Source organism: Paenibacillus sp. FSL R10-2199 (assembly GCF_038000235.1).
GTDB lineage: Bacteria > Bacillota > Bacilli > Paenibacillales > Paenibacillaceae > Paenibacillus_AQ > Paenibacillus_AQ phytohabitans.
Map to the genome: position 1 here is coordinate 362360 of NZ_JBBOBO010000002.1, position 26125 is coordinate 388484.

The window sequence follows — 26125 nt, forward strand, 5'->3', positions numbered from 1 at the left end:
ACTAACCCTGCGCCTTCTTGAGCACCGCCCGGAAGCAGTTCAGGCCACCCCACTGATCGGTATGCACCGCATCTGCAGGAAGATTGAAATCTGTCTCGCCCCAATACTGAAATCCGGCCTGGAGCAGAATCTCATTCATCCGCGGCAGGTTCACGGTCGGATAATCAAAGGTCAGCACGAGCAGACCTTCTCCATTAAGAGTCCTGTGAAATTCCCGCACCGCAAGCACAGAATCCTGCACGGACAGATGCTCCAGTACCGAGATGCAAAAAATCGTATCGAAGCTCTCATCTTCATACGGCAGTGCGGTAAGATCCGCCTGGGTCAGATGCAGCCGGTTCGTTCTTCTGGCCTGCACCTGCTGGGCTGCCAATTCTCCGATATCATCGGCAATACCCTGCATAATCGCTTCCCGTGACAGAATCCGGGCATCAATATCACAGGCGAAGACCTCTGCGCTATAGCCGGCAAGGTAGAATTTAAGCGGGTGGGATATTCCGCAGGCGGCATCCAGCACCACATCATGCGGTGAAATAAAGTTGGTGCACCATTCGTATTCATAGGGACGGCTCCACCAGGATTCCGGCAAATCATAAATCAGCTTCTCACGGCGTACATCGGTATTCACAAAAAAACGGGAGACATATGGATGTGTCGGCATGACCAGGACTCCTTTTATGAGGGGATTTCGGTAGTGAGAGTATATTCACGAATCCGTATTTCATGCTATACCCGGAATAACGGACCCGCCGCTCCTGCACAAAAAAACAGGCACCCTCCCTTTAAGGACGGCACCTGTTTCTACTATTAAATCATAGCTGATACTATTCTTCCCTCATTAAACGTAATACGTGATCAGCTTCGCATCCACTCCATGCCTCGCAATCAGTCCGTCCAGCATCTTGGACCAATCCTGATCCACCGTGCAACATTCAGGATGAGCTTCGAACCAAGCGACCGAGCGCTTCACCCCTCCGGCGAAGGGGACGGTTGCTTCGAAATCAGGAACAAGGCGTTTGATCTTGCTGTTGTCGAACACGCTGCTCACTGCCTGATCCCCAATCAGCCCATCCGCCGTCCCCGGCGGTGTGTTCGCAGCGATGAAGTCGGTAGAGATATGCACAACCTTCGGTTCTCTGCCTGCGGCCTCGCCGATAGCAGCATAGATCTGATTCCAGTTCAGCACTTCGTCAGAGGTAATATGAATCGCTTCCCCGATCGCCTCCGGGTGACCCAGCAGCCCGACGAACCCTTTGGCAAAATCGGAATTATGCGTCAGCGTCCATAGGGAGGTGCCGTCGCCGTGAATAACAAGCGGCTGGCCTTTGCGGATGCGTTCCACCAGCGACCATGGATTACTCCAGCTGGTCAGTGCCGCCGGAATGGCCGTGTCTCCATAAGTATGGGATGGACGGACAATCGTAACCGGGAAGCCGCTGTTCTGATACGCCTCCAGCAGCAGCTGTTCAGAGGCAATCTTATCCCTGGAGTACTGCCAGTACGGATTCACCAGCGGCGTTTCCTCAGTAATGAGATAATTACGCTGCGGCTTTTGATAAGCGGAAGCGGAGCTGATATAGATGTATTGCTTTGTTTTTCCGGTAAATAAGGCAATATCCGTCTGTACATGCTCCGGTGTGAAGGCAATCCAGTCCACCACCACATCGAATTCGTAATCCTTCAGCGCCTCGGCCGACTTCTCCTTATCGCGGATATCACCCTGAATCACCTGCGCGCCTTGCGGCACGAAGCTGCTCCGCTCTCCACGGTTGAACAGATAAAGTTCTATTCCCCGTTCCACTGCCAGCCGGGATACGGCCTGGCTGATGAGTCCTGTACCTCCGATAAATAGAACCTTCATCCTGCATCCTTCCTCTCTTAGCCGGTAATTTAGCCGATAATTTCTTCAATCCGTGTTAATACATCCCCGGTGAGCTCGATACCCGAAGCCTTCACGTTCTCTTCCACCTGCTCCGGACGGCTGGCGCCAACCAGGGCACTAGCTACATTAGGCTGACGCAGAATCCAGGCCAGCGCCAGATTACCTACAGAAATATCCAGCTCAGCGGCAATCGTGCCCAGCTCCTGAACCTTGGCGATTTTTTCCTCCGTGATTCCTTTACGCATCCAGTCGAGCTTAGCGGCCCGGCTATCCTCCGGAATATCGGAGACCGAGCTGTATTTGCCGGTCAGCAGCCCCTGGGCCAGCGGCGAGAATACGACTTGTCCGATCCCTTTGCGCAGGCCCAGCGGAATAATCTCTTTCTCGATATAACGTTCGAACATATTGTAGATCGGCTGGTTGACCACGATATGATCCAGCAGATACCGGTCGGCAACCGCAAGGGCCTCGGCCATCTGCGCCGCAGTCCATTCACTTACGCCTACATAGAGTACCTTGCCCTGCCGGACCAGATCATCCAGCGCCCGCAGCGTCTCTTCAATGGGCGTTTCCGGATCATACCGGTGGCAATACAGCAGATCCACATATTCAGCACCCAGCCGTTTCAGGCTGGCATGACATTGCTCGGTAATATGCTTACGGGACAGGCCGCGGTCATTGGGACCGTCACCCATTACGCCGTATACTTTGGTCGCCAGCACATAGGATTCACGCGGATAGCTGCTCAAGGTAGCACCCAGCACTTTTTCCGCTGCCCCTTTCTCATACACATTAGCCGTATCAAAAAAATTAACACCCAGGGAGTAAGCGGTTTCAATGGCTCTAACGGCATTGTCCTGTTCTACATATCCTCCGTAGGTCAACCAGCTTCCCAGGCTGATCTCACTGACTTTAAGTCCGGTTCCACCTAATCTGCGGTATTTCATGAATCCTTGCTCCTCTCTGAATCCGGCCCTGTTAACCGGTTGCTCCATACACATGTTCATTCTAGAACAGATTGTATATAATAGAAAGAAGTGAAAAATAGTTTATTATATGTCATCCAGTATAGTTGCTATACTCTGGTATAGTGCCTTGGAACAGGAGGAAATCCCTTGAAAGCAGCCAATTCTGCCAGTAATTACATCCCTAAGAATCCCGTCTCTATTGAATGCAACATAGAAAAAACATTGGAGGTACTAGCCGGAAAATGGGCTTTCCTGGTGCTGAGAGAGCTGCAGGGCGGCACGAAACGCTTCGGCGAGCTGCAGCGCAATATCGAAGGCATCAGCCCGCGTGCGCTGACCAGCACCCTGAGACATCTTGAAGATCATGGTGTACTGGAACGCTGCGTCTACCCGACCGTTCCGGTTACTGTGGAATATACACTGACCCCCAAAGGTGCGGATCTGCATCAGATCCTTCATGAAATGAAGCTGTGGTCCGCCAAATGGACCTGAGCCCAGCCCATAGCTATTGTTTAGAGAGCATTTCACTGTACAGCTGCCTTACCGATTCTTTCGGCTCAAGCCCCAGCTCATAGTTTAGCAGTTCCTTCATCGCATGATAATGCCGGATCAGGCTGATCCGGTCTTTTTGGCGGAAATAAATTCCCATCAGCAGCTCATGCGCCTCTTCATCAAGCGGTGATTTATCCAGCAGCAGATGAACCCGGTGCATAGCCTCCTCCAACCGTCCCTCCGCGATAAAGTATCTGCACAGCCTCTTCGACAGCATCACGTAGAATCCGAGCATCTCCGCTCTCTTCGAGCTGCTCCATAAATAATCATCATCCGCGAACAGCTCACCTTGATACAGCTCCAAGATATATTCATATTTGGGTACCCTAAGCGGGGTCAAGGGAGGATTCGACCTGGCAAAATCCTCAAATTCCCATAAATCCCCGGCAGCACCGGCAATCTCCATCCGGTAGCTCCCGCCCTTGAAATGAATTTCCACATGGATTCCCGCTTTTTTGAGTGCAGTCTTCATTTTGTAGATTGTGGTATGCAGATTGGAGTTAGCCTGCACGTCACTGCACTCCGGCCATAGCGCCTGAATAATCTGGCCTTTGGGAACGTAAGCCGGCCCTTTCAGAAACAGGAAGGACATCAGTTCCTTGGACTTATAGGTTCTCCATTTGACCGTATCCTCCCGGCCGCCCGCATTCAGCACATCGAACCCCCCGAAGCTGACAATCCTTGCCTGCTTAAGCGGCATCATCTGTTCTCCGTACAGCCGCCGTTTCTTCTGATAGCGTGTTACTGCCCGGTCAAGCTGCACAGGTGTCGGCGGCTTAAGCAAATAATCCAGGGCTTCAATCCGAAAGGCTTCCACGGCATACGAATCATGTGCAGTCACAAAAATAACCTCCAGATCCCTGAAGCTCTCCAGCAGTATTCCCGCGAGATCCACACCGTTCATCACCGGCATCTCCATATCCAGGAACACAATATCCGGCTGCAGCACCCGTATTTGCTCCAGTGCCTCCTTAGGCCTTTGAAATGCCCCGACAACCTCTACCCGTCCATCCTTTTGCAGCAGGTAATGGAGCACATCCAGTGCCGGTTTTTCATCATCGATAATTACCGCTCTTATCATCCTAATCCTCCAGTGTGCTTCACGAATACGGATAGCCCAATGAAATGAGCTGTGATGTCTGGCAGACAGCTAAGAAATCCAAGAAAAAGGGTGCCCTCAGCAAACGGCACTTAGAGGACACCCGGTTAATGAACAGCCAATCTATATGATGTATTTCATTGCGAATTTGAATATTTTGTGATTTATAAACATTTTATCATGCGCAAATAAGGCTGTAAATCATTGATTTCATATCCTGTCTGAACAGAAAAAAACCGGCATTCCACTAAGAGAATGCCGGCAACAATGAACTGGAAAAAGTGGATTCAAAAACGAACAGCATCATCCGGAGAAAATACTTAATACTTAATAGCCTGCACCAGTGCAGCGACTTCTTCCGCAGTACCCAGCTGCAGTGCCTTGGCAGCCAGCTCCTTCATCTCCGCCGCGGACAGCTTGGCAATCTGGCTGCGTGCCGGCAGGATGGAGGTTGCACTCATACTGAATTCATCGAGGCCCAGACCCAGCAGCAGCGGAATAGCTGTGGCATCTCCGGCCATTTCGCCGCACATTCCCGTCCATTTGCCCTCTGCATGAGCAGCATCAATTACATTCTTGATCAGACGCAGGATGGCCGGATTGTACGGCTGGTACAGGTAGGAGACCCGTTCATTCATCCGGTCAGCAGCCATAGTATATTGAATCAGATCGTTCGTCCCAATACTGAAGAAATCCACTTCCTTCGCGAACTGGTCTGCGAGTACCGCAGTAGAAGGAATCTCAACCATGATACCCAGCTGAATCTGATCCGATACTGCCTTGCCTTCTTCACGCAGCTTAGCCTTCTCTTCCAGCAGCAGATCACGGGCTGCACGGAATTCACCCAGAGTGGCAATCATCGGGAACATGATGCGCAGATCGCCATGCACACTGGCTCTCAGCAAAGCACGCAGCTGGGTACGGAAGATATCCTGGCGGTCCAAACAGAGCCGGATCGCGCGGAACCCGAGGAAGGGATTCATTTCCTTCGGAAGCTCCAGGTATGGCAGCTCCTTGTCGCCGCCGATATCCAGTGTACGGACAACAACCGGCTTGCCTTGCATATTCTCAAGCACGGTGCGGTAGGCATTATACTGAATTTCCTCGGAAGGCAGCTTGTCGCGGCCCATGTATAGGAACTCTGTGCGGTATAAGCCTACACCTTCGCCACCATTGTCAATGACGCCTGCAACATCATTCGGCGTACCGATATTGGCTGCCAGCTCTACATGCTTGCCGTCTGCGGATACCGTAGGCTCTTCGCGGAGCTTTTTCCATTCTGCGATCTGCAGGTCGTACTCCTTCTGCTTGGCTATGTACAAGGCTACTTCAGCTTCGCCGGGATTCACCAGCAAATCTCCGCTTAACCCGTCTACAATGATAAGGTCTCCGGCTTTCACCTCAGACATTACATGCTTTGTTCCAACGACTGCCGGTATTTCCAAGGAACGGGCCATAATTGCCGAGTGCGAGGTACGTCCGCCGATATTGGTAGTGAAGCCTTTTACATATTTACGGTTAAGCTGTGCTGTATCTGAAGGCGTCAGATCCTCAGCAATTACAATAACCTCTTCGCTGATTTCCGCCGGGCTGACATAGGAAATTCCCAGCAGATGGTTCAGCACACGCTTGGTTACATCACGCATGTCGGCAGCACGTTCCTGCAGATAGGTGCTTTTCATATTCTCGAACATTTCGATGAACTGGTTAGCGACCTCCTGCAGCGCATAATCCGCGTTAACAGCTTCCTCACGGATTTTGTCCATCACCGGGCTGATCAGCTCCGGATCTTCCAGAATCAGCAGATGGGATTCGAAAATCTCTGCTTTCTTCTCTCCCAGCTCTGCCAGTGTACGCGACTTAATCCGCGCCAATTCACCCTTGGATATCTCCAGGGCGCTCTCCAGCCGGACAATCTCAAGCTCCACATCGCTTATGGCGGTCTTCGTGATCGTGTAGTCCGGATGCTTCAGGATAAACGCTTTAGCAACAGCAATACCTGCAGAAGCCGCGATGCCTGAAATCTTAATCATTGAGCTCGCCCAAGCCCTCTTTAATCATTACATCCTGAAGTGCGCCAAGGGCTTCTGCTTCCTGGCCGCCTTCAGTGATCAGGGTCAGGGTATCGCCGCTTTCCAGTCCGAGTGACAATACACCTAGAATGGATTTCAAAGTAACTTTCTTACCCTTTGCTTCAGCAAAGGCTTCAGTGTCCTTAAACTTGGTAGCTGTATTGACCAGCGCCGTGGCCGGACGTGCGTGAATTCCGTCTTCGTCGATAATTCTGAATGTTGTTTGCATGCTTCTCTCCAACTCTCTTTATAGTTTTTGGTTTCAGCTATTACTGCAGAATAAACAAGAAAAGGCAAAACCACACCTTTGATAAGGTAGCGGTTTTGCCTGATTTAACAGTAACAACCCGAAAAATATACACTACTTTTTATAACATAACTCTAGCAATATAGCAAATTACTGTGCCTCTCCGCTGTTACAAATAGAATCCAGATGAACGTTCAGCACCCGGATCATCCGCTGTGAATTCAGCCGTTCAGGCTCCAGCATGGCGTGCAGGGCCAGTCCGTCGACCACGGCATACAGCCGCTCAGCTTCACTGTCCTTATCCAGCTCCTGCCGGAGCAGCTCATGCTGGTCCAGATAATCAATCAGCTGGATGACCAGGGGATAGATAGCGTCATGACGCTCATCGTTATGTTCCCCGGCGGACTTGAGATGGAAGATAAACGCGAACCATACCTCCATTTCCGCCATGCTGCCGTCGTCCGTGGGAAGCAGCTCCAGCAGCACCCTGGCAACCTGTTCCCTGGGTGGAAGGTCTGTCTGCATGATGTCCACGATCCGTGCAGTGACACGTTCCTTCACCAGATTCATGGCAAACACCAGCAATTCATGCTGGGTGGTGAAATAATGGCGCAGCGCTCCCAGAGACACACCCGCCTCAGCAGCAATATTACGCACAGTTGCCCCTTTGATTCCCTGATGGATAATGACACGCCAGGTCGCTTCTGCAATATTCGATTTTCGCTCTGAATGATCTACTATTTTTGGCATGCCCATATTGTAGCATAAGCAGAATACGAAACACAATTTAAATAATACGGTTGTATTGTTTAAAATTCACTGCTATACTTCCGTTATTACCACAAATAATCCTGACAAGAGGTGCATTATGAATCTGGTAGCGTGGGCAATTGTTACGTGCGAAGTATTATTCTGGGTGGTCATTCTTGCCGGTTTCACGGCACGATATATTTTCAAGCGCAACACGCTGGGCCTGATACTCCTGGCGCTGACTCCGGTGCTGGATATTATTCTGTTAGTCATCTCCGGTGTGGATCTGGCCGGGGGAGCTTCCGCTACGACAGCGCATGCGCTTGCGGCTGTGTATATCTCAGTATCCATCGTGTTCGGCAAAAGCATGATCGCCTGGGCCGACGAACGCTTCCGCTACTATGTCACCAGGCAAGGGGCACAGCCGGTCAAACGGTACGGTATGGAGCATGCCCGCCATTATTTCAAAGGCTGGGTGAAGCATCTGCTCTCTTTTGCGCTCGCCGCAGGCATTCTATATGGACTCATCGTCTGGATTGACGATCCCGCCCGCACGGAAGCGCTGTTAAGCATTCTGACGGTATGGTCCGTTGTAGTCGGCATTGACTTGATCATCACCGTTACCTATTTCATCTGGCCCAGACAGATAAAGGGCAGCGCACGCTGAAACATTTTCCAGACCTTCGTTACAGCTTATTCACGGCTTATTCACCCGCTCTTATATTTTTGACCGTCCGGTTCTCCAGTGTGAAATTCCGGTAGATTCGCTCTCCGCCTTCGCCTGTAGGGGCTTGTGCCAATAATCCTACTTTGATCGTTTCTCCCACCGGTAGGTTAAAGAAGCGCATCATATCAAACCTTACACCATCTGTCGAATAATGAAAAGCGAAGGCATTACCGGATCTGGCGGCCTGCAGCCATACCTCATTGCCGTCGATATTACAGCCGTTTGCATCATCCGAGGTCTGGTTCGTCACTACACTGACTACAGCGTGGGTATCGAAATCTGTCAGCTCAAAGCAGGCTTTGGCCCAGACCGTCAGGTCCTGCATCACCATAATGGAAGAGGAATCGTAGGTATCCCGGAAGTCATGACTAACCTTCACCCGCAGCACGAAATCACCGGACACTTCTGTATAGAAGAAAGGCGCATTGGTCAGACTCTCAGGGGTAAGCCCTTCTTCGGCTATAGCACCGTTGTTGCAGAAAAAGTCGCTGTTAGCAGTGGCTTCTAATATAATAGCATCATCCTCAAACCTGATGTTCCCCTCATTCATCCACTTGTAAGTATTGAAATCCGCTAATGTCATTCATTATTCCTCCCATTTTTGGATAATTCTTATTTATTGCAAACGCATTCTCTTACTATAGCAAAAATGGTAATTCATCTCAAAACTATATTTCGGCAGTATGAAAAGGCCAGCCATGATCGTATTGGATCATGGCTGACCTTTAGTCTTTATACAATGCATTATAAATCAATTTACAATTAGGACCTGCTCCGTTCAAAATTTCATTTTGAACGGAGTAGAAAACTGTTAATTCAAAAGATGATTTATATTTTCGTCCAAGATTCCGTTAATACTGGAAGCTCAGTATATCTTTTTTCACTTGCAAATTGCGACGTATCCATATCGGAAGTGGCCGAGAACGTTGACATCGCTTGGATGAGCTGTTCAGTTTGAGCCGAAATTGCTGCTTGACTAGCTGCTTCCACATTGTATGAATTATTTTTCAAAAGGTTAGCATTCTTTGCAGCAGCTTGCGTAATTACATTGAACTCAAGCTGGGTTTGGGTCCAATACGTTCCATCTGCGAACGTAACACGTTCCACTTTGTAATATGAACTCGTAAAATAGGAGTTCACCCGGATCTTTTCTCCTGTCTCTTTGATCCGAATCATCAGGTCCATGTTGTCCTGCATCACATCCACTTCCTCTGGACCAACGAGCATTTGGATCGTGTCTACATTACTTGAACTATCAACATCGTAGATTGTATCCTGTCCGTACCCTTTCCCAAACACGTACGTATCGTTTCCGTTACTATTATATGGTGAATTTGAACTCAATCGATCCCCGTACAGTTTGTCATCTCCAGCCCCGCCGTCGAGCACATCGTTTCCGCTTCCCGCATACAGCTTGTCATTTCCTGCCAAACCCTGCATCCAGTCCACATAGCCATCCACTCCTCTCAAACTATCGTCACCTATCGTCCCCTCTGTTATCACTTTTGATTCCAATTGGGTTTGAGTCCACACTGTTCCGTCTGCGAACGTAACCCGTTCTATTTTGTAGTATGAACTGTTAAAGTAGGAGTTTACCCGAATCTTCTCACCTGTCTCTTTAATTCGGATCATTAGATCCATGTTGTCCTGCAGCACATCCACTTCCTCTGGATTCACTAGCATTTGGATCGTGTCTACATTACTTGAACTATCAACATCGTAGACTGTATCTTGTCCGTACCCTTTCCCAAACACGTACGTATCGTTTCCGTTACTATTATATGGTGAATTTGAACTCAATCGATCCCCGTACAACATGTCATCCCCGCTGCCTCCGTCCAGCACGTCGTTTCCGCTTCCCGCATACAAGATGTCATTCCCTGCCAATCCTCGCATCCAGTCCACATAGCCATCCACTCCATACAGGACGTCATGGCCCTCGGTTCCCTCCGTAATCACTTTTGATTCCAGCTGAAGTTGAGTCCACATCGTTCCGTCTGCGAACTTTACTTGTTCTATTTTATATTTCGTGCCACTAAAGTAAGAGTTTACCCGAATCTTTTCGCCCGTCTCTTTAATTCGGATCATTAGATCCATGTTGTCCTGCAGCACGTCTACTTCCTCTGGATTCACCAGCATTTGGATTGTATCAACATAGCCGCTTACAGTATCAACATCGTAGATTGTATCCTGTCCGTACCCTTTCCCAAACACGTACGTATCGTTTCCGTTACTATTATATGGTGAATTTGAACTCAATCGATCCCCGTACAGTTTGTCATCTCCAGCCCCGCCGTCGAGCACATCGTTTCCGCTTCCCGCATACAGCTTGTCATTTCCTGCCAAACCCTGCATCCAGTCCACATAGCCATCCACTCCTCTCAAACTATCGTCACCTATCGTCCCCTCTGTTATCACTTTTGATTCCAATTGGGTTTGAGTCCACACTGTTCCGTCTGCGAACGTAACCCGTTCTATTTTGTAGTATGAACTGTTAAAGTAGGAGTTTACCCGAATCTTCTCACCTGTCTCTTTAATTCGGATCATTAGATCCATGTTGTCCTGCAGCACATCCACTTCCTCTGGATTCACTAGCATTTGGATCGTGTCTACATTACTTGAACTATCAACATCGTAGACTGTATCTTGTCCGTACCCTTTCCCAAACACGTACGTATCGTTTCCGTTACTATTATATGGTGAATTTGAACTCAATCGATCCCCGTACAACATGTCATCCCCGCTGCCTCCGTCCAGCACGTCGTTTCCGCTTCCCGCATACAAGATGTCATTCCCTGCCAATCCTCGCATCCAGTCCACATAGCCATCCACTCCATACAGGACGTCATGGCCCTCGGTTCCCTCCGTAATCACTTTTGATTCCAGCTGAAGTTGAGTCCACATCGTTCCGTCTGCGAACTTTACTTGTTCTATTTTATATTTCGTGCCACTAAAGTAAGAGTTTACCCGAATCTTTTCGCCCGTCTCTTTAATTCGGATCATTAGATCCATGTTGTCCTGCAGCACGTCTACTTCCTCTGGATTCACCAGCATTTGGATTGTATCAACATAGCCGCTTACAGTATCAACATCGTAGATTGTATCCTGTCCGTACCCTTTCCCAAACACGTACGTATCGTTTCCGTTACTATTATATGGTGAATTTGAACTCAATCGATCCCCGTACAGTTTGTCATCTCCAGCCCCGCCGTCGAGCACATCGTTTCCGCTTCCCGCATACAGCTTGTCATTTCCTGCCAAACCCTGCATCCAGTCCACATAGCCATCCACTCCTCTCAAACTATCGTCACCTATCGTCCCCTCTGTTATCACTTTTGATTCCAATTGGGTTTGAGTCCACACTGTTCCGTCTGCGAACGTAACCCGTTCTATTTTGTAGTATGAACTGTTAAAGTAGGAGTTTACCCGAATCTTCTCACCTGTCTCTTTAATTCGGATCATTAGATCCATGTTGTCCTGCAGCACATCCACTTCCTCTGGATTCACTAGCATTTGGATCGTGTCTACATTACTTGAACTATCAACATCGTAGACTGTATCTTGTCCGTACCCTTTCCCAAACACGTACGTATCGTTTCCGTTACTATTATATGGTGAATTTGAACTCAATCGATCCCCGTACAACATGTCATCCCCACTGCCTCCGTCCAGCACGTCGTTTCCGCTTCCCGCATACAAGATGTCATTCCCTGCCAATCCTCGCATCCAGTCCACATAGCCATCCACTCCATACAGGACGTCATGGCCCTCGGTTCCCTCCGTAATCACTTTTGATTCCAGCTGAAGTTGAGTCCACATCGTTCCGTCTGCGAACTTTACTTGTTCTATTTTATATTTCGTGCCACTAAAGTAAGAGTTTACCCGAATCTTTTCGCCCGTCTCTTTAATTCGGATCATTAGATCCATGTTGTCCTGCAGCACATCTACTTCCTCTGGATTCACCAGCATTTGGATTGTATCAACATAGCCGCTTACAGTATCAACATCGTAGATTGTATCCTGTCCGTACCCTTTCCCAAACACGTACGTATCGTTTCCGTTACTATTATATGGTGAATTTGAACTCAATCGATCCCCGTACAGTTTGTCATCTCCAGCCCCGCCGTCGAGCACATCGTTTCCGCTTCCCGCATACAGCTTGTCATTTCCTGCCAAACCCTGCATCCAGTCCACATAGCCATCCACTCCTCTCAAACTATCGTCACCTATCGTCCCCTCTGTTATCACTTTTGATTCCAATTGGGTTTGAGTCCACACTGTTCCGTCTGCGAACGTAACCCGTTCTATTTTGTAGTATGAACTGTTAAAGTAGGAGTTTACCCGAATCTTCTCACCTGTCTCTTTAATTCGGATCATTAGATCCATGTTGTCCTGCAGCACATCCACTTCCTCTGGATTCACTAGCATTTGGATCGTGTCTACATTACTTGAACTATCAACATCGTAGACTGTATCTTGTCCGTACCCTTTCCCAAACACGTACGTATCGTTTCCGTTACTATTATATGGTGAATTTGAACTCAATCGATCCCCGTACAACATGTCATCCCCACTGCCTCCGTCCAGCACGTCGTTTCCGCTTCCCGCATACAAGATGTCATTCCCTGCCAATCCTCGCATCCAGTCCACATAGCCATCCACTCCATACAGGACGTCATGGCCCTCGGTTCCCTCCGTAATCACTTTTGATTCCAGCTGAAGTTGAGTCCACATCGTTCCGTCTGCGAACTTTACTTGTTCTATTTTATATTTCGTGCCACTAAAGTAAGAGTTTACCCGAATCTTTTCGCCCGTCTCTTTAATTCGGATCATTAGATCCATGTTGTCCTGCAGCACATCTACTTCCTCTGGATTCACCAGCATTTGGATTGTATCAACATAGCCGCTTACAGTATCAACATCGTAGATTGTATCCTGTCCGTAACCTTTCCCAAACACGTACGTATCGTTTCCGTTACTATTATATGGTGAACTTGAACTCAATCGATCCCCGTACAGTTTGTCATCTCCAGCCCCGCCGTCGAGCACATCGTTTCCGCTTCCACCATACAACTTGTCATTCCCCACTCCACCCTGCAAAACATCATTTCCACTCGTACCTGTTAACGTAACTCCTGCCGCTCCCACCGCAGGAGTTATAGCATTATTCAAGACATAGTTGTAATCCCACACCGTTCCATCAGAGAAACTTAGCGCTTCAACAACACTACTAGTGGCTCCGAAATAATTGATAATCTTTAGTTTGTCACTAGTCCCTGTAACGACCAGTTCCAGGTTAGTTCCGTTGCGTACGATGGTTATTTCATTAGGCAACAAGCCAGCATTAAATAGCACACGATCGTAATTACCTTCCGTAGAATCACTGTCTATAATAGTGTCGCTGCCGTATCCTTTGCCGAATATGTAGGTGTCGTTGCCGATTCCACCATCAAGATAATCATTACCTGTTCCACCATCTAACGTGTCATTGCCGGATTGCCCGGCGAGATAATCATTGCCCGCTTCACCCATTAGGGTATCGTGGCCCGCTCCTCCAAAAGCGGTGTCGTCACCAGCACCTGCTCTATATTTATCGTTATTTGATGTTCCATAGAAAGTATCCAGTTGATCTGTTCCATTAGTTTCAGTGAACGCATGATTTAATATGTAGTCAACATCCCAGATGTTCCCGTTGGCAAATACAATACTTTCAATTCTTTGCTTCTCGCTCTTGAAAAAGTTCCTGACATTTATCTTGTTAACACTATTATCAATAGATACTACCAGGTCATATTGATCTCTGCTCAACTTCACGTTATCTGGTAAAATGCCTTCACCAAGCAGTATTTTGTCTGTATTCCCTGCTGTAGCATCTTCTTCATAGATTTGAACGGTCCCGCTATCTTTGCCGATCATATAAGTATCATTGCCAAGACCACCGAATAGCGCATCGTTTCCTTTATTCCCATGGAGAATATCATTTCCATCGCCACCGGAGATTGCATCGTCCCATGCTGTCCCTGTTAATAGTTCCCCTTGGGAAGTACCCATAATGCTGCTCTTTAAATTCGATTCTACGATCCAGGCCCATTCAATATTTTGACTCGAAAAATAGTTTCCAAACTTACTCAGTCCAATAGCATCCGCATTATACAATTGTTTGGCCGTGCGCATGAACTCTCCCAGTTGTAGCTTGGCTAAACTACTTCCACCTAGTAAGGAAGACTGCAGCCGAGTCTGCACTCCCGACAAATCCACAACAAACTTATCATTTCCCCATACAATAGATACTTCATCATAAAGAAATGCCAGATGGGTCTGTGCCATTAACTGGGCATATACATTTTCTTTAATATCGTTATAAAATTCTAGAATTGTCCCGGCAGTATCACCGGGTGGAACATACCCAGGTTGGCTAACACCATAATACTTCTCGATAACAACCAGCTTCTGTGCGTCAACAATCCCTCCACGACTATCAGGTTCCACCTGATCTGCACCAGTCCACTTATAGATCATTCGATCAAGCAGGTTATTACGAACCGACAAATCTGTTTCCGTCTGAAATTGTTGTATCCAGAGTTTAAGTTGTCCACTTGTATCTCTCATCATCGTTTGATGGAAAGTATATAAAAGCCCACTGCCAGCCACATCGGGCACCAATTGAATGGCCTCTGGCTCTTCCAACCATTCATTTGCCACCGTATCGTAAGGTGCTATTTTTAGACTGTACTCAATCATTGGGTGGTAAGTTTGGTCACTTGTACCGTAAGTTGCTTGTCCAACCTCAATATTTCCAGTCGTTCCGTCTGGCCATTCTAGATTTCCATGATCAACTAGATTAAAAGCTGTAATTCCTCTTTCATTTAACGTTATTAACTCACCCTGACCAGTAATTCCATCTGCATTGTCATCTTGCCATATCCTAAGCTGTTTGAATGCAGTATCTAGCTCATTAATAATTCCGTCACCATTTCCATCCAAATCTAGTAATGCTTCAAAACCACTCTCAGCAAGTGAACCATCACGCAGTTGCGTGTATTGTCCAAATAACTCAGAACCATTATTAATAATTCCATCCTGATTGATATCTCTTACTAGCAGGCCGTCTTCAGGATTAACCCATCCTGTTTTTTCAGCAAATCCATCTCCACCGTGATCAAAATGAACTCCGCCATCATCAATACCCACTGTATTATTATTAGCATTTCCATCCAAATCTAAAATAACCGGCTCAATATAAGCTTTTTGGGGGTTATATAGACTGTCGAATAGAGCGTCTAAGCCATTTCTTACATTAAATTTAGGTGAGTAATTTTCAAGAACACCTGTAATTAGCTCTTTCATATCTATTGTTTTTATAATCTCGTTCGTACTTATATCTGCAAGAGATACTTTTTCAACACACCCCACAAGGTCATTAGAGCTATAACTATATTGTAAGGTTATACTATCTGTCGATCCTTCAAAAACAATCTTAATCTTTCTATTCATTGAGGATATACCTTGACCAGACAGGAATACAACTCTCATGCTGTCATAAGAATGACCATAGATAATCAATTTATCTATCGTATTTTTACTATCTCTTATTTCATTAATAGTATCTTGTCCATTTCCAGCAAAAAACTTGTATGTATCCGATCCATCACCACCTTTTAAGATATCATTACCAGCTCCGCCGACAATAGTATCGTTAGTTGCTCGTCCTTCAATATAATCATTAACATCAGTACCATAAATATATTTTGAATCATAATTACCATTATCATCAAAATAATATTTAAAAGAATCAAATGCGTTATGCTTAGTAATTGGATCTACAGCATTATTAACCTCACGACTATAAGGTAAATATACTTTCTTTCCATAATGCGTTGAAAAAGGTAAAAAACCAAGGCCATATGGTGGATCATTAGGTACAGAAGGGAGTACCGAATTCAGAACCTCTCCTTCAGTAATATAATTCGTTATATTATAGTCAGTATATGGTATAGAAAGAAGATCTTTACCCCTTCCCTGAGTAGGAGCAGCATTAAATAGTACAGTTCTCCCCAGATCACTTCTACGTACATCTGTAAATGTACCTCTTTCTTCATAACTATCTATAAACAATTGCTGTGCCAGTTTACCGCCTAGAGAATGTCCAGCATAATTTAAAGTATAAGTTCCAAGCTTTCCTCCCGATACCTCACTCTTTAATATAGCAGTAGTCGTATTCAATAATTGAATTGCACTTTCATATTCTCCAGTAAGCCATTTTAGATTGAGATTTTCAAGCCAATCTCTTTTTTCATCTGTACCTTTGCAAGCCAGTATCACATCTCCTGTTAATTTCCCATCCCGCATAAGTCCGAAAGAAGCTCCTGTGAAGTATACACCATCAGTAATAGAAAGTACTTTCCATTTTGATGAAGGAACTCCTCGAAACTCATCCATTGTTATAGTTTGATCTTTGTTAAGCTTATAATCTTTCTGATAGATTAATCGACATAATTCCATGAATTGATAATCTGATAATTGAGACATTTTTTACGTCCTCCTAATTAGATGAAGTACAATCAAGTTCAATATCTTTTAGCGTTTTAACTTGGGGTAAGTTAGAGATACGACAAATTTCATCAATATTCTCTTCATTTGTAGAAGCTAAATTGCCTAATGGTTCAGAATACATTTTTTTTTCATCTATATAACTGGTGATATGATATGAAACTATAAGTACATCAGATATCTCTAATTCTTTTATTTTTTTGATTAGCTTGAAATAATCATTTTTGCTCTTTATTTTCTCATCTGCATCATTAAAAACAATAGTTAATTGTAATGTTAAATTCTCCCCCCTTTTTAAAAAGATATCGTCTGGAGAGCTTCTATTCCAATTATGATTAAATAAATTAGGTGCCTCAAAGCGAATTTCATAAGCATAAGCATAGGATAGATAATCCTCTAATACAGGTTTCGCCCAAAGCTTCAATCTATAATCATCCTGTAACTTCAATCCATTTTTCAATTCATGTCCACTAACGCTAAAATAAAGCCCCGTTTCTTCAGAGTAAATACGTCCAGCATATTCCCCTTTAAGGCCATTTTCTCTCATATAAATCACTTTGAATTCTTGATTGTACTTTTCTTTCAAATACGTCTGAGTTTGACGAATTAGAGAACTTTGACCAATGGGTCGATCCAATATAAACATAGTTGCTAACCAAAAATAAGGATTAATTATATAAAAAAATAATATTAATGATCCTATGATAATAATCACTTTTTTTTTACTCATAGTGCTTCTCCCCAATTCACAAAAATATTTCCCCCTCAAAAATCATTATTTCACAAAACTCACCCCCACCACCTGTTCCCCGATCAGTTTCTTCTCCCCCTTATAGCTCAGGTACACCTTCACTTGTAGAGAAGGTGTGGTGAGGTTTGTTGAAATACCCTCTATCTTGTATTTTCTGGAGAGAACAGTGAAGCTGCTTGTATCTTCCGCCGTATTTAATCCGTATTCTTTCGTTGTGATGATCTCTCCGGCATTTTCTAATTGAATGATGATTTTGTGTTCTGTATCAAATGAGTCAAACGACAGTTGTTTCGTTAAGCTTGCCGTAAATTCCATTGTTCCGTTGTAACCAGAGACCAGTTTGGTCTGCGTATTCGAGATATCCAGACTATAAGGACCCACATTCATACCGATAAGCCCAGCAGCTGCAGTTCCCGTATCCTCTACTAATGTGAAAAACGCAGGTCTGACAAAGGCGTCTGCATTACCGCTGGTTCCGGCGACTTCTTTATCATTGATCGCTAGACCAAAGAGCAGTTTTAAATCCGCCAGATTTGTACCCTTAGGCACTTTGCCAGCTAATGATTGAATGGACACACTTCCATACTTCACATTCTGTTCAGCATTTGTTTCATAATCCAGAGGGTAATAGCTTCCATCCTTGCTCTGAAAGTAACCATATAAGGGATTATGAACTAAGGTTCTTTTGTTATTATTCCTCTGAATCATCTGTACTTCCACCAGATCTTCACTCATTCCGGGATACACCAGAACTTTATACAATTGTGTTTCTGATTCTCGGCCAGCGATCTTCAGGGAATAGGTATCATTAGCATCATATTCTGGTACTGTATCCATACTATCAATCAGAAATTGACCAATGCTCCGTTCTGCCCCATCTTCATTTACTTGGAGCAGCATATTCACCTCACCTGTGCTCATTGAATACGGTACTTTCCCGATCACCTGCAAGGAGATTGCGGTATCCGGTGAAGTACTGATTACTTTATCCAACACGAGCGGCTGGGCCTCTATGGAAGTATGATTCACAGTATAAGCTGCCTTAAATTCAGGTAACGTTTCGTTTTGACGGGAGCTGCTATATAATTCAAATTCAGTCACAACTGCATCTTCCCCGTCTACAGGCAGACGGTAAGTTGATATCCTTTTAATTTTGAAATCCCCGTCCTTTGTTGAGAAATACACCCAATCCTTCGCTGTCATCTGCGAATTCTGTAATCCCTGAAGACTAAATGAGGCAACGGGCCGATACAACTTATCATTCCCCTGTAAAAAAGGTTCTTCCAATGACAGTTTAAAATCCTGCAGTCCTGCGTTCTTAGGAAGCTGTATTTGAAAAGTCTGGCTCATCTGATCTTGCGGACTTAAACCATTCACCGTTTGAGTATCTGTTAAAGTTCCTTCATAGCTGTATTTCTGGTCTACAGAACCCTTAAGTTTAAACTCTGGTAATTCAATTTTTTGCTGACCATCATTTGTGAGAGTAATCGTACCTTCGACTATTTGGTATTTCCCGTCCATATACCCCATGACGTTACTCACACTTATTGAATACGGTGAACCGTCTTTGAGTGCCGTCTTGGTAATACTATCTACTTTGGTTTGTTCTACTTCTGCGGCTTTGTTAAGCGGTATTTTTAATAGTGGTTTATACACTGGATGTTCATCACCGCTCAGTACTTTGGCAATAATCAGGCTCATATTGTATTTGCTTAACGATTTAGGCATATCCGCAGAAAGAGATATTTTTAGTTGTTCAAGAGCTTCCAGTGTTTTCTCAGCTGTAGTATCGCTTGGAGTCAGCACATAGGTAATATGGTTTACTTCAACGAAATAAGCCAGACTCGGTGTAACGACACTGAGTTTATTATTATTTTTAAGTATGATTGTTGTTCCTACATCCATTTGAGGCAAATCGGTTTCGGTTATGTATAGCGGGTCTACTTGCAGAGAGAATTGATCTTCATCGGGTCTGATATAATGTCCCTTCTCCATGTTTACAGGAACTGATGTCCAAGCTCTGGCTTGTGCCAGCTTAAAAGCATGAAGTGTCAAATTCAGACTGTTTTCTGTCGTAGTCAGGAGTAATTTGAAGTTTTTGGCTTTGGATGCCTTGGGAATGGTCGCATACAAATCAACAGCAGCTTTTTCCTTAGGGTTCAATGTACTGTCATCACTGCCATCAGTCTGAAGCGGATAAAGGTCACCTGATTCTGCTTGCAGCCAATAGCTGTATTTAGGAAGCTCAACCGGCTGTGTTCCCCAGCTCTCTTCAAGAAGTGTCAGAGTGTACATCCGGTCATTTGCGGTTTCATAACTAAAGAAATCACTGAGTGATATCCGGATTTGATTATTCTGCAGCACTGATATTTTGCTGTCACCAGATGCTACAGTATTCGAATAATTACTTGGTATCTTAATTGTACCCATCGACTTACTGAAGCCCGCATAAGCAATGTTCCACTCCTTCACATCAAATTGCACGCTGGTAAGCTGCGTCTGATTAGGAACTGTTGCGTAGAAAGTGAAGTCTCTGCTGGATTGCGGCAATACCTTTGTATTTGTCTGAGATTCTTTAACCTGAATGGCATTCCCCGGATTTCCGGCATTTGTCTTCACAGTGATTCCATATCTCAACAAATCCAGAGGGGCTCCGCCTCCGTTAAATAGCCGAACCTTGAAAGACAGCACATTATTCTTGCCCCACTGCACTAAGTAAGGTTCGATAATCTCGATTGAACTATTTTTGTTAACACTTACTTTCCCCACAGTACCGGCTACCACATTCTTACTTTGAGCAGACAAGGCCCCCGGCCAGAACAATAGAGTGATAAGCATGCTTAATAGGATACTGGTTGCAAATTGCTTCTTCATCGTACTTCCCCTTTGTTGTTATCTTAGCGTGAAGCTCTCTTCAGCAACTTTTTTGAGTGGTGACAGGAAGAAATCAATGATTCGTCTTTGCCCTGTCTTTGCCTCTACGGATACAGACATCCCTGGACTCAAACGGATCTGATTCCCGGAAGATGTCTCCGCAGACATCACTTTGAGCTTAGCTTTGAAAACAGGTCCAAGCTTCTCATCTTCAAAGGCATCCGGACTCACATAGATAATTTCACCTTGCAGGTAGCCGTATTTCTGAAAGGGAAAAGTATCTACCTTCACATTGGCAGCCTGACCCTTTTTAATAAATCCAATATCCTGATTGGCGATAGTTGCTTCTATAATTAGAGGCGTATCGTCCGGTACAATCGAGATGACGTCCTCCCCTGAAGTCACCACACCACCAATGGTAAAAGAAGACAGCCCGTGCACAGTTCCATCTACTGGTGAAGCTAACTGCTGTAGTTCAAAGCGCTTTTCTGCTTTGGTGAGTTCGGACTCGAGAGTATACAAGGTCTTTTCATTTTCTACAAGTTCATCCAGAACAGTTCTGTTGCGCTGCTTCTGAATGGAGATAACGTTCTCTTCAGCCTCAGCCAGAGCATCCTCTGCTTTGGCAATTTTCTTTTCCTGGGAATCTATCTCTAGTAATGTTTTATTCAAATCATTATCTGCCTGGAGAAGATCCGCACTTTCCGTGAAGTTCTCATCTCCACCGTTTTGTGACTTCATCAAGGCGAGCGCATAGTCTTTGTTGGCTAACTCCAGCGCGGACTGTTCCAAATGAAGCTCCTGCCGGGTCTGGGATACAACGAGTTCCGCTGCTTTAATCTTACTGTCAAACTCCTCATCCCTTGCCTCACGCAGTTGCATCTGCACTTGCAACACTTCCTCTTCATCAACAGCAGAACCCGCCAGGGGAGTTTCTCCCTGTTCTATCCCATCAAATGCTTTGCCTGCAAGTTCTGCTTCCAGCATCGCCTTTTGCAGCTTGGCTACATATAGTTGCTTGACCATCTCCTGAATATCCGCCTCAGAAGTCGTAGAATCGAGTTCAATAAGCAGTTGCCCTTTCTCTACATGTTCCCCTTCGGTTACCATAACTTCCTTGATAGTTCCCCCTTCAAGTGGCTGCAGCACCTTGGTCCGGCCATCCGGAATGACTTTTCCACGGGCCACCGCTACTTCATCAACCTTCCCCAGGTATGACCAAACCAGTACAATAACAAATAAAATAATGATCGTCCAAATCAGCCAGCGTCCAAGTGGCGCCGGAGGAGTTTCTTCAATTTCCACTGCTGCAGGTAAAAACTCATATTCTAACCGATCCGATTTGTGTCCAAACATGTCTATTCCCTCTCCTGCTGGTTGTAGAGATAGTGGTACAGCCCTTTGTTTGCCAGCAAGCTTTGATGTGATCCAGCTTCAATTAGATGTCCTTTATCCAGCACGATAATCTTACTGGCTGTTCTGAGTGTAGAGAGCCGGTGCGCGATAATAATTACTGTACGGCCCGCACAGATTTTCTGCAGATTATTCTGAATGATGCGTTCTGATTCATAATCCAGCGCGGAGGTCGCTTCGTCGAAGATAAGAATTCGCGGGTTCGACAGCAATGCCCGGGCAATAGCTATTCTTTGACGTTGGCCGCCGGATAACCCTTCTCCCCGTTCGCCAACCATCGTATCGTAGCCTTCTGCCAGCTCAATAATAAAGTCATGTGCCCCGGCCAAATTAGCCACCCGCACAATATCTTCAATTCGGGCAGACGGGTTATTTAAAGCGATATTCTCCCGGATCGTTCCGCTGAACAAGTAGTTCTCCTGCAGGACGACACCGATCTGTCGGCGTAACCATGAGGGATCAGCCAAAGAAATATCTACCCCATCAATCAGAATTTTACCGGACTCAGGCACATAGAGCCGCTGGATTAACTTCGACACCGTACTTTTCCCGGAACCACTTCGGCCTACGATTCCCACGACTGTTCCTGGCGGAATAGCAAAAGACAGATCTCTTATAATCTCCGGGCCACCCACTTTATAGCGGAAGGTGACAGCCTCAAAGGCAATCTTCCCCTGAATCCGAGGCAACCTAGTTTTGGATACGGAGACCGCCGGTTCCGGCTTGACCTCAAAAATATCTTTTAATTTGTTAATGGAAATTCCGGTCTGCTGAAAGTCCTGCCACATTTGTACCAGCCGTAATACCGGATCACTTACACGTGAGGCGAGCATCTGAAAAGCAATCAGTTGTCCGACAGATATTGTCCCTGCCAGAACCAAATGTGTGCCATAGAACAAGATAACAAGATTAGAGATTTTTTGTATGAATTGGGCAAGAGAACCCGCCGTACCGGATAACAGGAGTACTTTAAATGTAGCTCTCGTATAATTGGATAGCAGTCCTTCCCACTTCTTCTGAGAAATGGGCTCAAGCGCGAATGATTTGATCGTCTGAATTCCGGACACCGCTTCAACCAGGTAGGATTGAGATTCTGAACCGCGTTGAAATCGTTCCTCTAGCCTGTTACGCAGTAATGGAGTAAAGATTAAAGACAGCAGAGCATATAAAGGCAACGTACCCAACGCAATAAAAGTTAAATTAGAACTGTACGCAAACATGACAGCTATGTATACAACAATAAATAACAGGTCAAGTACAGCCGTAAAAGGCGATCCGGTAAGAAATTGGCGAATATTCTCTAATTCACGGACCCTGGCAATAGTTGCACCTGTTCTTCTGTTCTCAAAATAGGATAAGGGGAGGCGAAACAAATGACTGAACAGCTTTGTGCTGAGAGTTATATCCACACGGCTGGTCGTATGGGTGAAGACATATGTACGGCTGATTCCCAGAATTAATTCAAATGTGATTATAATCAACAGACCAACTGCTAGCACATTCAAGGTCGAGAGTCCATGGTGAACTAGTACCTTATCAATAATGACTTGAGTAATTAAAGGAGAGACAAGCCCGAATAATTGAATGAATAGAGACGCCAGCAGGACCTCCGCAAGTATCTTTTTATGCTTCCATAGCGCAGGTAGAAACCACTTGATTCCGAACTCTTCCGTATGCTCCGTTTTCACTTTAGGAGAGAATAAAATGATGTCGTTGCTCCATTGCCCTATCAATTCTTGTGTAGAGAGAGAAGACGGTTTACCGATCAGCGGATCGAAAATCAGAAATTGATCTTCGTTCACTTTAGCGAGAACCAGATACTCCCCCTCTTTGGTAATCAAAACCGCAGGTAATGGCAGCTTGAATAATCGCTTCAGTTGAACCTTTGCCTTCTTAGATTTTAGACCAAGTTCTGCGGATGCTTTAAGCATCTGCAACGTATTCATCCCATCATCATCAATTGCAAAAGAATGTTTAATCTGCTCGTAATCTGCTGAGATGTTATGGTAATTAGCTACCAGAATTAAGCAGTGCAGCCCAGTATCGATTTTCCTAATCCTCTCCTCTTCGTTGAGCTGAGTACTCTTTTCTTCTAAGACTTCTGCCTTCATCATTTGCACCCTTTGTAATGTAGTCAAATCCGAATTTATACTATATGTAATTAAAACAGGATTTTGGATTAATCATTAACTTTTTGAATGGAAATGATTGTAAACCATGAGAATGTCGGTTTTCCCGAGGGTTGACTGGATTTAATAACTTCAGCTTGCCTACCGGGTAGTTTGCTTTAATCCCCGGGGGTCTTTGTACCTGGATTAGTTAACATTTCTTGATTGTTCATTTTTTCATTACCACTGGATAGGAATTTTGGATTACGGAGATATCAATTAAAAATTTAAATAAATATGTATATTTTCATTAAAATGGAATATATATTATGTTTTATCGGCAACATTATTAAATAGTTTATACTCATATAACATTTTTTGTTATTATAGTACATTAAACCCTTATGAGTTACAGGAACCTTTCGCATACTTAAATTACCAGGGTAATAAGATGTAGTTCATTAGTAATGTTTTTATTGCATTACCATAAATCATCTCCCCCTCCCCCCCTCCAAAAAATTCCATTGACTTAAACCATGGTTTAAGTCGTATCCTATTCCTGTCGACAAGTAAACAACCCCATGGAGGTCTCCAGATGAAATATGTTTCCATTAGCGAAGCTGCAGCCCAGTTAGGGATTCCGGAATCAACGATCCGTTATTATGAGAAAAAGGGTTTATTGCCACAGATGGAGCGTGATGAAGCCGGGAGGCGGATATTCTCGGAGAATCGTATTGCTTTCCTTAAGATCATTATTTATCTGAAAAATACGCATATGCCCATCAGCAGTATCAGGCAATATGTGGACTGGATATTAGAAGGGGAGAGCACGACTGAACTCCGGCTTAAAATGTTTCAGGAGCACAAGCAGGCTGTGCTGGCGGAAATTGCACTCATGACAGAATCCTTGCAGGGCATCGACAAGAAAATTGCCCGTTATACAAATTATTTATCAAAATAATGAGAAGAGGTTCTAAAATGAAACTTACAGGAAACACAATCCTTATTACTGGCGGAGGCTCGGGAATCGGTCTCGCTTTTGCCGAACGCTTCATCAGCGGCGGAAATACAGTCATCATTACTGGACGGCGTGAACAGGTCCTACAGGATGCCAAGGACAAGTTCCCCGGCCTGATTACCCGTGTAAGTGATTTGAATATAGAATCCGAGCGTACCGCCTTGTTCGACTGGGTAACTGCGAACTATCCCGAAGTGAATGTGTTAGTGAACAATGCCGGGACCCAGCAGCGCTTCAATGTACTCAAAGCAGATGCGAGAAACAACTGGGCTTATTTCAATCAAGAAATCACAACTAACCTTGAAGCCCCTCTTCATCTGGCTATGCTATTCGCTCCATTATTCGCAGCACGGGAAGCGGCGGCTATCCTCAACGTCACCTCCGGCCTGGCCTTCACACCGTTTGCCATTGGCCCGATCTATTCAGCGACGAAGGCGGCGCTCCATTCCTTCACGATGAGCCTGAGACTCCAGCTCTCTGATACCTCTGTAGAAGTGATCGAGATTGCACCTCCGGCAGTAAATACGGATCTCGGCGGAAGCGGGCTGCATGTGCACGGCGAACCGTTAGATGCGTTCACGGATGGAATCTTCCAGGGATTAGCGGAGGGACTGCAGGAAATCGGCTATGGCACTTCAGTGGACCGGCTGCGCATGTCGCGGGATAAGATCGATGAATACGCGGTCAATATGTATCAGGCAATGAAGAGTTATATTGAATAACATAATCATCGCGCTCATTACGCTTGGTATACAAACAACCCCGCCGCAAATGGACGGGGTTTATTTTTATTGAAACCTGCCGGGTACGGAGGCCGTAGTTAAGGGTAACTAACGATTAAAGCCGCACTGCAATGGCTACTACAACCTAAGAGGAGGAAACAAGATGTTTAAGAAAATTCTTGGTAAAGTCCTGCACTCCGTAGAGCAGTCCAAACATGGCGGTCACCGCAGGCATTCGAGCAGTCATAAAGGGAGGCCAATCTCCAGAAGGCATTCAAGCAGCAGCCACGGATACAAACGGCATTCCTCATCAGACGCCCGCCGCGGAGGAACCGGACATAAATACTATAAGAACCGTTACGGCAGTTCAAGCTGATGTCAGCTTGATTACT

At 45.4% G+C, this 26125-nt stretch carries 18 protein-coding genes; 5 read left to right on the top strand and 13 right to left on the bottom strand.

From position 1 onward, the window contains the following. Position 1 precedes the first annotated feature (1 nt). The 3 genes from NYE33_RS29665 to NYE33_RS29675 all read right to left on the bottom strand — a co-directional run bounded on the left by NYE33_RS29665 (position 2) and on the right by NYE33_RS29675 (position 2829). On the bottom strand, positions 2-661 hold the full coding sequence (locus tag NYE33_RS29665) for a class I SAM-dependent methyltransferase (RefSeq protein ID WP_341068941.1): 660 nt from the start codon (positions 659-661) through the stop codon (positions 2-4). Between the two features lie 177 nt (positions 662-838). Beyond that, positions 839-1861, bottom strand: a complete 1023-nt coding sequence (locus tag NYE33_RS29670) for an SDR family oxidoreductase (RefSeq protein ID WP_042135331.1) — start codon at positions 1859-1861, stop codon at positions 839-841. A gap of 29 nt (positions 1862-1890) precedes the next feature. Further along, positions 1891-2829, bottom strand: coding sequence for an aldo/keto reductase family protein (locus NYE33_RS29675; RefSeq protein ID WP_042140941.1), 939 nt, complete (start codon positions 2827-2829; stop codon positions 1891-1893). Between the two features lie 168 nt (positions 2830-2997). Between NYE33_RS29675 and NYE33_RS29680 the strand changes: the two genes are divergently transcribed. Beyond that, positions 2998-3342 (top strand): winged helix-turn-helix transcriptional regulator, encoded by a 345-nt coding sequence (locus NYE33_RS29680; RefSeq protein ID WP_042135329.1) that lies wholly within the window; start codon positions 2998-3000, stop codon positions 3340-3342. 13 nt (positions 3343-3355) lie between these two features. On the opposite strand, the gene NYE33_RS29685 is transcribed toward NYE33_RS29680, so the two are convergent. From NYE33_RS29685 to NYE33_RS29700, 4 genes are all read right to left on the bottom strand, one after another. Beyond that, complete coding sequence (locus tag NYE33_RS29685) at positions 3356-4483, bottom strand: response regulator (RefSeq protein WP_341068943.1); 1128 nt, start codon at positions 4481-4483, stop codon at positions 3356-3358. A 338-nt stretch (positions 4484-4821) separates the two neighbouring features. Then, complete coding sequence (ptsP, locus tag NYE33_RS29690) at positions 4822-6534, bottom strand: phosphoenolpyruvate--protein phosphotransferase (RefSeq protein ID WP_341068945.1); 1713 nt, start codon at positions 6532-6534, stop codon at positions 4822-4824. Further along, a complete protein-coding gene (locus NYE33_RS29695; protein ID WP_039307843.1) occupies positions 6527-6802 on the bottom strand; it encodes an HPr family phosphocarrier protein in 276 nt (91 codons plus the stop codon). The genes ptsP and NYE33_RS29695 overlap by 8 nt, the downstream gene beginning before the upstream one ends. Before the next feature lie 168 nt (positions 6803-6970). Further along, on the bottom strand, positions 6971-7570 hold the full coding sequence (locus tag NYE33_RS29700; protein ID WP_341068946.1) for a TetR/AcrR family transcriptional regulator: 600 nt from the start codon (positions 7568-7570) through the stop codon (positions 6971-6973). Between the two features lie 118 nt (positions 7571-7688). Between NYE33_RS29700 and NYE33_RS29705 the strand changes: the two genes are divergently transcribed. Beyond that, positions 7689-8237 carry a hypothetical protein gene (locus NYE33_RS29705; protein WP_340947273.1) on the top strand — a complete coding sequence of 183 codons (549 nt, stop codon included), beginning with the start codon at positions 7689-7691 and terminating at the stop codon, positions 8235-8237. A 37-nt stretch (positions 8238-8274) separates the two neighbouring features. On the opposite strand, the gene NYE33_RS29710 is transcribed toward NYE33_RS29705, so the two are convergent. The 6 genes from NYE33_RS29710 to NYE33_RS29735 all read right to left on the bottom strand — a co-directional run bounded on the left by NYE33_RS29710 (position 8275) and on the right by NYE33_RS29735 (position 23999). Continuing rightward, positions 8275-8880: a DUF1349 domain-containing protein gene (locus NYE33_RS29710; protein WP_340947275.1), complete on the bottom strand. Its 606-nt coding sequence runs from the start codon at positions 8878-8880 to the stop codon at positions 8275-8277. A 245-nt stretch (positions 8881-9125) separates the two neighbouring features. Further along, a complete protein-coding gene (locus NYE33_RS29715; protein WP_341068948.1) occupies positions 9126-16826 on the bottom strand; it encodes a calcium-binding protein in 7701 nt (2566 codons plus the stop codon). 13 nt (positions 16827-16839) lie between these two features. Further along, positions 16840-17577, bottom strand: coding sequence for a hypothetical protein (locus tag NYE33_RS29720; protein ID WP_340947278.1), 738 nt, complete (start codon positions 17575-17577; stop codon positions 16840-16842). 45 nt (positions 17578-17622) lie between these two features. Next, positions 17623-20472: a hypothetical protein gene (locus NYE33_RS29725; protein ID WP_341068950.1), complete on the bottom strand. Its 2850-nt coding sequence runs from the start codon at positions 20470-20472 to the stop codon at positions 17623-17625. 18 nt (positions 20473-20490) lie between these two features. Beyond that, positions 20491-21828 (bottom strand): HlyD family type I secretion periplasmic adaptor subunit, encoded by a 1338-nt coding sequence (locus NYE33_RS29730; RefSeq protein WP_341068952.1) that lies wholly within the window; start codon positions 21826-21828, stop codon positions 20491-20493. A 2-nt stretch (positions 21829-21830) separates the two neighbouring features. Beyond that, the gene (locus tag NYE33_RS29735; protein WP_341068953.1) at positions 21831-23999 is read right to left on the bottom strand and encodes a type I secretion system permease/ATPase; all 2169 of its coding nucleotides are present in this window, start codon (positions 23997-23999) and stop codon (positions 21831-21833) included. 589 nt (positions 24000-24588) lie between these two features. On the opposite strand from NYE33_RS29735, the gene NYE33_RS29740 reads away from it, so the two are divergent. The 3 genes from NYE33_RS29740 (at position 24589) to NYE33_RS29750 (ending at position 26109) form a co-directional block, all read left to right on the top strand. After that, positions 24589-24954: a MerR family transcriptional regulator gene (locus tag NYE33_RS29740; protein ID WP_076242715.1), complete on the top strand. Its 366-nt coding sequence runs from the start codon at positions 24589-24591 to the stop codon at positions 24952-24954. A gap of 17 nt (positions 24955-24971) precedes the next feature. Continuing rightward, positions 24972-25733, top strand: coding sequence for an SDR family oxidoreductase (locus tag NYE33_RS29745; protein ID WP_076242714.1), 762 nt, complete (start codon positions 24972-24974; stop codon positions 25731-25733). A gap of 163 nt (positions 25734-25896) precedes the next feature. Beyond that, entirely contained in the window at positions 25897-26109 is a 213-nt protein-coding gene (locus NYE33_RS29750) for a hypothetical protein (RefSeq protein WP_336101263.1), read from the top strand. The last annotated feature ends 16 nt before the right edge of the window (positions 26110-26125 follow it).